This is a genomic window from Clostridioides sp. ES-S-0001-03 (genome assembly GCF_020676075.1).
Lineage (GTDB): Bacteria > Bacillota > Clostridia > Peptostreptococcales > Peptostreptococcaceae > Clostridioides.
This window is the reverse complement of record NZ_JACVWJ010000017.1, coordinates 24,668-36,210: the sequence shown is the minus strand read 5'-3', so window position 1 is coordinate 36,210 and position 11,543 is coordinate 24,668. Positions and strand designations below refer to the sequence as shown.

At 27.4% G+C, this 11,543-nt stretch carries 17 protein-coding genes and 1 pseudogene; 11 read left to right on the top strand and 7 right to left on the bottom strand.

Going from position 1 to position 11,543, the window contains the following annotated elements; all coding sequences use genetic code 11:
- The 10 genes and pseudogenes from IC174_RS20095 to IC174_RS20050 form a co-directional block, all read left to right on the top strand.
- A pseudogene (locus IC174_RS20095) lies at positions 1–314 on the top strand (hypothetical protein); the annotation flags it as partial.
- Positions 315–1,139 (top strand): phage tail protein, encoded by an 825-nt coding sequence (locus IC174_RS20090; RefSeq protein WP_227483859.1) that lies wholly within the window; start codon positions 315–317, stop codon positions 1,137–1,139.
- A 13-nt stretch (positions 1,140–1,152) separates the two neighbouring features.
- Positions 1,153–1,830 carry a hypothetical protein gene (locus tag IC174_RS20085; protein ID WP_227483858.1) on the top strand — a complete coding sequence of 226 codons (678 nt, stop codon included), beginning with the start codon at positions 1,153–1,155 and terminating at the stop codon, positions 1,828–1,830.
- Positions 1,831–1,846: 16 nt separating this feature from the next.
- Entirely contained in the window at positions 1,847–2,137 is a 291-nt protein-coding gene (locus tag IC174_RS20080; protein WP_227437661.1) for a hypothetical protein, read from the top strand.
- A complete protein-coding gene (locus tag IC174_RS20075; protein WP_227483857.1) occupies positions 2,137–2,319 on the top strand; it encodes a hypothetical protein in 183 nt (60 codons plus the stop codon). The genes IC174_RS20080 and IC174_RS20075 overlap by 1 nt, the downstream gene beginning before the upstream one ends.
- A 37-nt stretch (positions 2,320–2,356) precedes the next feature.
- Positions 2,357–2,587 carry a hemolysin XhlA family protein gene (locus IC174_RS20070; protein ID WP_021385516.1) on the top strand — a complete coding sequence of 77 codons (231 nt, stop codon included), beginning with the start codon at positions 2,357–2,359 and terminating at the stop codon, positions 2,585–2,587.
- A 16-nt stretch (positions 2,588–2,603) separates the two neighbouring features.
- A complete protein-coding gene (locus tag IC174_RS20065; RefSeq protein WP_227483856.1) occupies positions 2,604–2,861 on the top strand; it encodes a phage holin family protein in 258 nt (85 codons plus the stop codon).
- On the top strand, positions 2,861–3,673 hold the full coding sequence (locus IC174_RS20060; RefSeq protein WP_227483855.1) for an N-acetylmuramoyl-L-alanine amidase: 813 nt from the start codon (positions 2,861–2,863) through the stop codon (positions 3,671–3,673). The genes IC174_RS20065 and IC174_RS20060 overlap by 1 nt, the downstream gene beginning before the upstream one ends.
- Before the next feature lie 185 nt (positions 3,674–3,858).
- Entirely contained in the window at positions 3,859–4,080 is a 222-nt protein-coding gene (locus tag IC174_RS20055; RefSeq protein ID WP_227483854.1) for an HTH domain-containing protein, read from the top strand.
- A 312-nt stretch (positions 4,081–4,392) separates the two neighbouring features.
- Positions 4,393–4,689 carry a BlaI/MecI/CopY family transcriptional regulator gene (locus IC174_RS20050; RefSeq protein ID WP_255625539.1) on the top strand — a complete coding sequence of 99 codons (297 nt, stop codon included), beginning with the start codon at positions 4,393–4,395 and terminating at the stop codon, positions 4,687–4,689.
- A gap of 9 nt (positions 4,690–4,698) precedes the next feature.
- On the opposite strand, the gene IC174_RS20045 is transcribed toward IC174_RS20050, so the two are convergent.
- The 3 genes from IC174_RS20045 to IC174_RS20035 all read right to left on the bottom strand — a co-directional run bounded on the left by IC174_RS20045 (position 4,699) and on the right by IC174_RS20035 (position 6,424).
- On the bottom strand, positions 4,699–5,214 hold the full coding sequence (locus IC174_RS20045; protein WP_227483852.1) for a hypothetical protein: 516 nt from the start codon (positions 5,212–5,214) through the stop codon (positions 4,699–4,701).
- An 84-nt stretch (positions 5,215–5,298) separates the two neighbouring features.
- Positions 5,299–6,204, bottom strand: coding sequence for a ParM/StbA family protein (locus IC174_RS20040; RefSeq protein ID WP_227483851.1), 906 nt, complete (start codon positions 6,202–6,204; stop codon positions 5,299–5,301).
- Positions 6,205–6,220: 16 nt separating this feature from the next.
- A complete protein-coding gene (locus IC174_RS20035) occupies positions 6,221–6,424 on the bottom strand; it encodes a hypothetical protein (RefSeq protein WP_227483850.1) in 204 nt (67 codons plus the stop codon).
- A 605-nt stretch (positions 6,425–7,029) separates the two neighbouring features.
- Here IC174_RS20035 and IC174_RS20030 point away from each other — a divergent pair.
- The gene (locus tag IC174_RS20030; RefSeq protein ID WP_227483849.1) at positions 7,030–7,623 is read left to right on the top strand and encodes a hypothetical protein; all 594 of its coding nucleotides are present in this window, start codon (positions 7,030–7,032) and stop codon (positions 7,621–7,623) included.
- 635 nt (positions 7,624–8,258) lie between these two features.
- Here the strand turns inward: IC174_RS20030 and IC174_RS20025 are convergent.
- The 4 genes from IC174_RS20025 to IC174_RS20010 all read right to left on the bottom strand — a co-directional run bounded on the left by IC174_RS20025 (position 8,259) and on the right by IC174_RS20010 (position 11,465).
- Positions 8,259–8,411 carry a type I toxin-antitoxin system toxin gene (locus tag IC174_RS20025; RefSeq protein WP_054277857.1) on the bottom strand — a complete coding sequence of 51 codons (153 nt, stop codon included), beginning with the start codon at positions 8,409–8,411 and terminating at the stop codon, positions 8,259–8,261.
- A 119-nt stretch (positions 8,412–8,530) separates the two neighbouring features.
- Complete coding sequence (locus IC174_RS20020) at positions 8,531–9,262, bottom strand: endonuclease (RefSeq protein ID WP_227483848.1); 732 nt, start codon at positions 9,260–9,262, stop codon at positions 8,531–8,533.
- A gap of 18 nt (positions 9,263–9,280) precedes the next feature.
- Entirely contained in the window at positions 9,281–10,468 is a 1,188-nt protein-coding gene (locus IC174_RS20015; protein ID WP_227483847.1) for a replication initiation protein, read from the bottom strand.
- A 613-nt stretch (positions 10,469–11,081) separates the two neighbouring features.
- Positions 11,082–11,465 (bottom strand): BlaI/MecI/CopY family transcriptional regulator, encoded by a 384-nt coding sequence (locus IC174_RS20010; protein WP_227483846.1) that lies wholly within the window; start codon positions 11,463–11,465, stop codon positions 11,082–11,084.
- Positions 11,466–11,543: the final 78 nt, after the last annotated feature.

The window sequence follows — 11,543 nt, the reverse complement described above, 5'->3', positions numbered from 1 at the left end:
TTGATGTAGAGGTATTTAGTAATCTATTTAGTTTTACACTTAGTTTTATAACAAATAATTGTAGTTATAACACTATCTTGGAGTTAGATAAGAAAATAGAAGAAATAAAACCATGTCATCTTGAACATAAATTTGAGATGATTTTATTTAATCAAAATGGACTTTACACAGGAGCAATGGCTAGTACAGGAGAAACAGTTACAATCTACCCTTATACTCCTAAAGATATAACATGTTTTGGAGAAATGGTATTTGCTAGTGGAAACAATAAAAGTGCAGAAAGGGTAACATTATACCCTAAGGAGGTGATATAGTTGGCACAAGCACAATATTATACATTACTTACAGAAATAGGGAAAGCGGCTATAGCGAATGCTACAGCACTCGGGACTAGAGTTGATTTCGCAAAAATAAAAGTCGGGGATGGTGGTGGAAGTGCATATATTCCAACGGAAACTCAGACAGCACTTAAAAATGTAGTGTGGGAAAGCACATTAGAGCATGTTCAAGCAGATGAAAAAAATCCTAATTGGGTAGTTATCCAAAAAACTATAACTGGAGATACTGGAAGCTTTACAATTAGAGAAGTAGGGGTATTTGACTCTAAAGACCAACTTTTAGCAGTATCTAGTTATCCCGAGACTTATAAACCTGCTCCGGATTCGGGAACAGTAAAAGAAATATTAATTAAGATTATATTAGCTGTGTCTAATACAGCAAGTATAAATTTAAAAATAGACCCAACCGTTGTTTTAGCTACACTTAAAGATATACAAGATGTAAACACTAAAATAGATAAAACTAAAACGGAGTTAACAAGCAACATAGAAACTGCTAAAACGGAGATTAACACTAAAATAGGTGATACAACACTACTTGAAACAACAGATAAAACAAATATAGTTAGTGCATTAAATGAGGTAAAAACTAGTGTAGATAGTATAGAAACAACAGCAGAGAAAACAAGTATAAAAGATACAGATAACTTATTTGAAAGTGACAATGTAGAGGAAGCATTAAATCAACTAGCAAAAAATTATAATACATTATCAGAAAAACAGAATAACTTAGAAACAGAAGTAAATGGACAGAGAATCAAAGGTATTACTATAGCAAATAATCTGATAGACATGATATAAGTGAGGTGAAAATATGACAGAAAAATTAACTGAAAATGCTAGTTTAGGGGAACTTATGACAACACTACAAAGTATACAAACTGATTTCCAAACTGGCAAAAATAATATATCTAGTGCATTGGGTAGCCCTTTTGTTGGAACAGATAAATCGGGAACAACTAGAACAAAAATAGTAACATTAAAAAATGCCTTTGCAACGAATTTGATAAATAAAAATGTTTCTGCTGCCGGAAGCGAGAGTATGCAAAATTTAATTAATAAAGTGTCAAGCATAAAAAATATAATAAAAACAGCAAAGAGCGAAAGCAATTATATTACAATGAAGTCAAGCTATGTCTTGCCATATGGTCAAACGGATTCAGTGAGACGTGTCTCTCTTGAGATTAATTCGTTATCTTTTAGACCTAATTTAGTTTTCATGATTGCAGAGGGTTACTATAGTAACTACACAACAATCGCTTTTGACGCTACTATGAATTTAATGCCTAATTTAATATTATGTATTAGTGAAGAGTACAGGTCTAGTAATAGACAAAATATTGCTAGATTTCAAAATCGCATATTTGACACAGATACTTATTCTAATTCTATCAGTGCCGGATTTTTTATAAATGGTTTTAGAACACCGATTTATTTAAGTGACACCGAACTAAATGCAACAGTTAGTTGGTTCGCTATAAAGTACGAATAAAAAAGGAGAGCTAAAAATGGAAATAGGAAGAAGAATAATCTTTGACCAAGACGGAGAAATAATTGCAATATATGGAGAAATGGAAGGAGATATTATACCAAGAAAGACTATAACAAAAATAGATTATATTGACATTCCTTTTAAATCAATAGCTGATAATTGTTATATAGAAAAGATAGATGTAGTTAATAATGTACCAATCATAAAAGAGATAAAAAGAGAATTAACAGAAGAACAAAAGAGAATACAAGAATTAGAAAATCAGATTTTATTAAATGAAAATGAAAAAGTAGGAGGATTATTATAATGAATATAAACAATGTTGTAGTAAGGATATTGGCAGAGAGAATACTAAACAAAGGATTAAATCCTTTAAAAAACAGACCTTTTGAACTAGATGATGTAACTAACACGGAGTACAGAAAAGCAGTAGAGGATTATATAATTGAACATAGCGGAGTAGTAGAAGGAGCAGAACCAACGTTATAGAAGGTTCTTTTTTATTTCAATTAAATAGGAGGTTTTCATGAATGAAGAACTTTTCAACGCAGATTTAAAAAGACATGAAACAAGAATAAATAAGCATGGTGAAGAAATAGACGAATTAAAGATAGCAAATATAGAGTCTAAAGCAGAGTTAAAAGCATTATGTGAGAACTTAAACTCACTTACAAGTATGTTAAAGTGGTTGATTGGGACAATGATTACAACACTTGTAGGGTTCTTTATATTTGCTATTCAGCGAGGAATATTTTAAATTAGGAGGAAAATAAATGGATAATTTAATAAGTTTTATACCAGAGCAGTTACTAATTTTAGTTGCTGCTCTTTATGTTATAGGAGCAGGATGCAAGAAGTATAAACAGTTAGATAACAAGTATATTCCAGTAGTGTTATTGATACTTGGAGTGGGTTTTTCAGTATGGATGTTAGGACTAAATGCTGATGCAGTCTTACAAGGTGTAATTTGTTGGGGTATATCAATAGGTATAAATCAAACTTACAAACAGTTGAAGGAGGAAAATAAATAATGAAAATATGTATTACAGTAGGACACAGTATTTTAAAAAGTGGAGCATGTACTTCTGCTGATGGAGTAGTTAACGAGTATCAATACAATAAGTCACTTGCACCAGTATTAGCAGATACATTCAGAAAAGAAGGACATAAGGTGGATGTAATAATATGCCCCGAAAAGCAGTTTAAAACTAAGAATGAAGAAAAGTCATATAAAATACCTAGAGTTAACGGTGGAGGTTATGACTTACTTATAGAGTTACATTTAAATGCAAGTGATGGTCAAGGAAAAGGCTCAGAGGTGATATATTATAGTAATAAAGGTCTAGAATATGCAACTAGAATATGTAAGAAACTAGGCACAGTATTCAAAAATAGAGGTGCTAAATTAGATAAAAGTTTATATATTTTAAATAGTTCTAAACCTACAGCAATACTAATTGAAAGTTTCTTTTGTGACAATAAAGAAGATTATGATAAGGCTAAGAAACTTGGATATGAAGGAATGGCTAGGTTAATTGTAGAAGGTGTATTGAATAAAACTATAAATAATGTAGAGGTGGGTAAAATGTATAAACACACAATAGTTTATGATGGAGAAGTTGACAAGATACCTGCAACTGTAGTTGGTTGGGGGTATAATGATGGAAAGATACTAATATGTGATATAAAAGATTATGTGCCAGGTCAGACGGAGAACTTATATGTTGTAGGTGGAGGAGCATGTAATAAGATAAGTTCTATAACTAAAGAGAAGTATACTGCAATAAAAGGAAATGATAGATTTGAGACACTTTACAAAGCATTAGATTTTATTAATAAATAGATTAGAGGGTAACAACTAATTTACTAGTTGCTACCCTCTTTTTTTATTTATTTTTATCTTCTTTATTGCAAATATATTTTGTTGGAATTAATATGACTTGTAACAAAGATAGTTCACCAACAGATGCTATAATGAAAATATAACATCTTTCAAAATAATTTAATCGAAGAAGGGAGTTTTTTTGTATGGGAAAAATAGATAACGCTTTTAAGATTATAATGCCTTTAAAAGAAAATAAAATATTAAAAGCAAGTGAAATATCTAATAAATTAAATATATCAGAACGACAAGTAAAGGAATACGCTCATCAATTGAGACTAGCAGGAATTGATATAAAATCTAGACCCGGAGTCACAGGAGGCTATTATATAGAGCGATGCCCATTTTGCGATAGAGCAAATAATTAATTTCAAAAATATGAAGAATGCATGCTTCAATAAAAGAGCAGTAAATTTAACAAAATATACTGCTCTTTTATTACATTTTATAAGATCTTAATGACTCTTTTTATCTATTCTTATACTTCAAACTTTCAATCAAAAGATGGCTTAACAAATCATGTTTATTTTCATGGGCAAATTCATTAGATATTACGCTCTATTTTTTTATGGAATAACTTACCTGCACCATTTTGAGCAAAAAGATGCTACTATATTATAAACATTTATAAGGAGTACATCATGTTGAAACAAAATTTAAAACGTGGCGAATTAAGCATAATGAAAATCTTTTGGAAAAGAAGTTCAAGCATATCAAATCAAGAAATTATTCGCCTCTGCAATGAAAAATACAAGTGGCGGAAATCCACAACAAAAATTCTACTTAAAAGACTTGTTAAAAAAAGAGTTCTGCTTAAGAGAATTAAAATTTTCCACATATATTACATACCTATAGTTACAGAAAAGGAATATTTTGAATGTAAGATGGATAATTTAGAACCAAATTATCTGGATGGATACTTTGTACGATTAATGTCCACTGCACATAAATTCAAAAAGATAGATGAAGAAGATTAAATATCTCCTTCACCTATCTTTGCTATATTTCAATAAACTTTCAAGTAAAAGTTGACTCAGCAAATCATGTTTATCATAATGTTTATTTTTATCTGCAAATTCATTAAACATATCCCACACCGCATTATTTATTCTAATTGTAGTTCTTTTTATAGATTGATCTGGAAGATCTATAGATATATCATTTTCTTTAATGACATCCATATGATAACTATCATCTTTAGTTTTAAACCATTCCAGCACACTTTTTATATTATCAATTTCACTAGATAAATACTTAATATCATCATCAATCTTATTATTAATGACATTTATATGATATTTATCATCATCATTTTTATTATCTTCTACAAACCTGTTTCCAATTCTTTTATATCCTTTTTTATTAAGCCATTTCCTTATAGTGCTTTCATTTACTTCTAACTCATCACCAATTTTTTTAAGACTTTCAAATTCATTTAATTTATTATTAATATAATCAACAACTTCATTAATATTTTTTTCTTTTAAATCACTCCAAGTCATATATAAACCTCCCTCAAAAAAATAATAGATTACAAATATCATATACTTGTAATCTATTATACATACTATAAACTAAATCCTTTTTTATTTCATCATTTTTTTGTATCCTTTTGCATTTGCAAAAACATGTTTATCTACATCACTCATGACTATTATACCAGATATATTCTTTTTAAATGCTTCACCTAACAATTTAGCACCTCCACCCATAACGACAACCGCAGCTGTACTGATTGGATAATTTAATTTTAACTCGTTATAAATTTGCTTAAACAATGAAACAGATGCATCTATATTTTTCTTTATATCTTGTTTTTCACCATTTAAGTAAAACCCTTTGTCTATATAGTCTTGTATTTTTTCTCTTTTTATCTCAACTTTGCCTAAAAACCTTTCATCCATTTCAAGAGATTTTTTTATTGCATCATATATATTTATCGTCCCTATATTTATAGAATATGGATCAGTTGCTTTATTTCCTTGCACAAGTGCAATATCTGTTGTCTTTCCACCAATGTCAATTAGCACAACATCTCTTCCTGCAACTTGGTCAACTATATCTTTTGCATAGTGCAGATAACCAGTTATACCTTCTGGGAATACTTGCACAGATCTTATTGTTATATCTCTTTTAGTAGTCTCATTTCCTCTTGTAAACTCAACATGATATTCTTTTCCTTGTAATTTTTCAATAAGATTTTTTCTTAATCCAGCAAATTGTTTCACTGGCAGACCTAGTCCTAAATCAACAGTTTCATCGTCTGTATTTCTGCATATAGCCCCAAGTAAAAGTGGCAAGAAGTTTTCTTTCTCATATTTAACTATATTTATTTCCTCATCGCCTTCGCCTAAATAATATGTTTTATTGCCTATTTTAATGCTATCTGAATCTGAACCAAAGTTTTTTACCTCTGTAACTTTACTTTCAAAAATATCATCTGAACTTGTTTTAACTGCATAATTTCCAGTATCTATACCTAATTTACTCATTTGTATTATTTCCCCCTTATTCTAAACTTCCAAAATCAAAATTATTTGCTGGATCCTCTACTTCTTTTTTCTGTTCAACTACATCATTATCCTTTTTTTCATTCATCTTTTCCCAAACTAACTCTTTTAAGTACGCTGTAGCCGATATTTTGTCCTCTAAAAACTTCTCTATAGCCTTTTCTTTTTCATTATTTTTAAATGTCAAAAGTATTTTAGCCATACACTCACTTCCTTTTTATATAAATATTATAAAATTTATTAATATTTATATATATTTTATAATATTTTATATAATAATTCAATAGTTTTATGGAAAGTTTTATTATAAAAATACATAAATTTATTAATATTTATATACATTTATATATTTTTATATATTTTCACAAGATACTTATTTTATTTTGCACAAAAAAGAGTGTTTCACTTATTTCTAAACACTCTTTTCATAGATAATTATTTCTTTTTCAAATTTATAGTTTCCTCAGACCCATCTCCTTGGTATTTCCCATTTTTTTGACCTTTTATTATTTTTTCTTGGCCAACCTCTATATCTTCATTCACAGTTCTAATTACTTCTTTGCCAGCTAAAAACTTATATGAGTATTCAAATTTTTGCTTAAGCCCTTCCTTTTCATCTTTGTACTTTATTTCTAATGACGATTCTTTTTCAGAAGTCGAAAGTTTAATTTTTACAATTTTCTAAATATTTTTACTTTTTCTATTCTATTGCAATAGAATATATGATATAATTTAAAAAAGGAGGATTCAATAGCAGTTTTGACTGGTAATATTTAACCAGACAAATTAATAAGAAAGGGTGATTTTATGAAAAAATTTTCTAAATTATTTATTTATCTATCTTTAATGTTTTCTCTAATACTATTGATAACAGGCAGAAGTTATGCAAGTGACTCAAGCAACGAAATAATACATAAAGTTAAAGTTACAATTACAAACGATCAAACAGGAGAAATCACTACTTTAAATCCAATTGCATATAATAATAAATCAACAAATACAGGATGTGAAGTTTTTATTCCAATAGGAGAATTGATTACTCCTTTTGAATCTACAGGTGGAACACACACATCAGGAGGAGTAACCGCTAAGTTGAATGTTGATTATGATGTTAATTCTACCAATGAAAAAGTCAGATTAAATAGAGTTTATGGTAGTTGGACTCCAAACTCTAGTTTATATACTTTATCAAATAGGTCAGTTAATGCACATTCTGGTGTTATTACTGGTAAAAAATTAACTAAGAGCCCAACATCAAATACTTTCTCATATACTACTGGATGGGGATACAACGATAGAGCTTGGGGCAATAATGCACCAAGAGCTTGGAGCAGTGCTAAAATTCATGTTCAGGGGATGACTGCAACACATACGATTAATGTCGAGTTCACATACTCTTAAAATTTTGAAAGTAGTTGGTGATTATGAATAAAGAAAATATATTAAATAATATATTTCTTATTATTTATCCTTTTCTAGTATTAATAGCTATGTTTTTTAACTCATCATTATATGAACAAATAATAAGATTTAATATTAATAAACTTCAATTCCTAATTTTTATATTAGTTTATTTTTTAATATTTGCATTATTTATATATAAATTTTTCATAAAAAAAGAAAGTTTTCATATAATATCTTTGATTATAGGCATAATTTGTATAATAATAATGCAAATTCCACAAGTCTTATTAAAGATTTCACACAATTTATTCAATATTGTTTATAATCAACTTCAATTAGAGATATTTATGTTTGGAACAATTTTAACTCTATATATAATAATGATTATTATGTATTATAAAAAAAATAATAAAAAAACAAGAGATTAATACCTCTTGTTTTTTTATTATTTTAAAGTTTATCTAAAAATTTTTTATATTTACTATTTAACAATTCCATAAAAGAGATTTTTGACAATCCAATTTTAACAATTCAATATAAGATTGTATCATTTTGAAGATTTTATGATATAATAAAAGCAAGAAGAACTACAATCTATTTTGCGTTAGAGTGGAGTTCATCATAAACATAGTTTATTTTTTGAATTTAAACATAAATTTAAATTCAACCTGTAAGTCACTCTTTGCGCGAGAGTGGCTTTTTGCTTTTTTGAATAGTTTACTAATTAAGTAAACTACCACGCTAGCAGTTAAACTAGCTAAAACGTTAAACAAAAAGTTATCCATGAACTCACCTCCCCTCGAATCGTTGGGAGGATAATCTTTTGTACATGAACTCCACTCTATAGATTGTATATTACGCTCTTCTTGCTAGATTTAATTATACCATATTTTGCAATATCTGGTTAATAACTTGTACTACAATATTCAGAAAGCTTATCCCATTCGCAATTAATATCAATTATCTTAAGAATGTCATTAACTTGACTATTCAAATCTATAATATCTGCTTTAGACATCAAAGGATCTTTCATGATTTCATTTAGAAAAATATTATCAATGACTAAACATACATTTTCTGATAAATATTCACGTTTTACTGAGATTACTGTTCCAACTGTACTTTCTTTTAGTGTCTTATATGCTACACTCAATATACATGGCTCTAAATCAATTCCTTCTAGTGTTGTTTCAAAAGAATATTTTATTTTTATATTTTCATTTCCAATAAATATTTCTTCATTGTTGCTTATCTTCTTTAATTTTCTCATTATGTGTAACATCTTAGCATTTACTTCATAGTTTATTCCATATCTCTTTGATGCCAAACTCGACATCAAGTCTCTTTCTGAATAAATTACCCATTGTCCATCATAGAAAAATTTTGTTTTTTCAATATCCATTTCTCCTTTTGCAATATTGAATTTAGGTTCTAATTTATTTATTAAGTATATCTCATAAAAATCCATAGTATATTTATTATCTAATTCCATATACTCAAGTCTTAAATTCTTATTACACCAATTTTCTTTTTTATTACTTAAATGACTAGTATGTCTATCACAAATGTTCTCCGTTTTCCCAACATACAAGCATTCTTCTGTAGCTGGATCAATATATTTATAAACATAATACATTTTTATTTTCTCCAATTCTTATTTATAGTAATATCCTTCTTCATTTACTAGACCTTGATCAAACAAATTTCTCCTAATAGTTTCAAGTCTGACAGGATCTTTGCTATAATCAATTTCTCTTTCTTCTTTTTTAACATCTTTATCATCCCAATATTTGTTTAATTCCTCTTTAAACTTTAAATCATCTTTTTGATGAATTATAACTTCACTTATTTTATTTGAAAGTGTTGATTTGAAAAAATCATAATTCTTTGTATTTATAATGTCAGTATTATCTCTTTCAAGTGCTATGGCAATAGATTTATTAAAAGCATTCAGATAAACATCACTCTTGAAATCAAACTCTTTAAAATCTTCTTTAAATAGTTTAATTGTTCCTGTTGTAAAAATATTTTCATTTGGTATATAAAAACCAAAAGATACTTCATTATCCTGTTTCTTTTTAGGTATATAATCTTCAACCAATATATCTTTATCGAAATATTTTCTAGGTTCATAATCTATCACAGAAAAAATTATCTCATCTATTTTTCTATTTTTTCTTTTTTCTTCTTTTATTGAAACAACCATGTTGCCTTTTTTATTTATTTCATTCATTGCTCTTTTTAGAACATTTTGCTTAAAATATTTATACTCTGGATATACATTATCTTTTAATTTCAAATAAAATCTTAATTCATCTAATTTATATTTTATCTCCACTTCCTTATTTTCTCTGCTCCATAGTCTAAATAAAGTGTATAATCTCTGAGTATATGCACCTCTAAAATTAAATAAAACTGATAAATTAATAGCTGTATATCCATTTTTCTTTTTCTGCATTTTTACAAAATCAGTTATATGATTGTATAGAACTTCATGCATCATAATTGTATAAATTTGGTCTGTATGATCCAATTCATATGTATTAATTAAACCACTTCCAAAAGTTTTTAACTTGCCAGTTGTCTCTTCTATGTAATCAAATTCCAGGACACTCTGTTGAAACATGTTCAAAATTTCTTTTATATTTTTATGTTCGTAATCATTATTATTTTTCATAAATACTTTTAGTTCTTCTTTTGATATAGTTGTAACATAAGAGGAATTTTGTTGTTTCTGAGCATTAAAAAGTATTTTGTAAAATAATTTATTTTCCACATTTGTAAAATCATATTTACTTTTTATTAAATTATTTGGTTGCATTAAAATTTCTTTTTTTTCCAAAATCTATCACCTCATATAAATTATAATACCTAATTTACAAAAAGGTCAACTATTTTTAAAATACACTCACCTTTGACCCTTAAAATGATGACCTTTGACCCTTAAAATGATGACCTTTGACCCTTAAAATGATGACCTTTGACCCTTAAAATGATGACCTTTGACCCTTAAAATGATGACCTTTGACCCTTAAAATGATGACCTTTCATCTCTGAAACCTAGATATACCAATTATTATAGCTTGTCTAAAAACTATTAAAGACTTTAAAAACTGTTTTAAAAACTATTAAAGACTAGAAAAGATGTCTGAACTATTCTTTTTTTAATATAAAAAACTTTATTAATTATTTTTCTAATATACTTACTAAATGCTATTGAATTTAATTTTACTTAAAAAGATTGGAGATAACGAACTTGCAATTTTGATGATTGGGAAAAATAAACTGTTAAAAATAAAGTTGATTAAATATAGTTTTAAGACATTTAAAGGCTTGTCTGACCTATTTTAATTATAAGTTTGATGTTATTTACCTAAAAAGATGTAAATTTGCTTAAAAATGGAAATAGAAGGTCGTATACAAAAATAGAGAACCAAATAAATTACATTGGCTCTCTATTTATCTTCTTCCCAGTCCTCAATAAATTTCTCTAAACTTTTTAATTTATTTTCAGATACTTCTTCATCATCATGTAAAGCACTTAATAAACTTTCAAATGAATTTTTATGAAAGAAACTAAAGAAACTTTTAGTCTCAACTTTCAAATATTCTTCTTTTTCTATCAATGCTTTATAATATGTAAATCTATCTTTCTTAACAACTTCTAAAAAACCCCTACCAGTTAATCTTCTCAAAAAAGTTAACATAGTTGACTTTTTCCATTCATATTTTTCGCCTAATGTTTTCAAAATTTCAGTAGATGCAACTTCTTCATCTTCACTGTCCCAAATGTACATCATTACCAAAAGTTCTGACTCTGGAATCTTTTTTATCTTCATAAATTACACCTCATTTTCAAAAGTATATCTAAAATACTATTACAATAGAGTTGACTACACAATACTAAATGTCTAAAA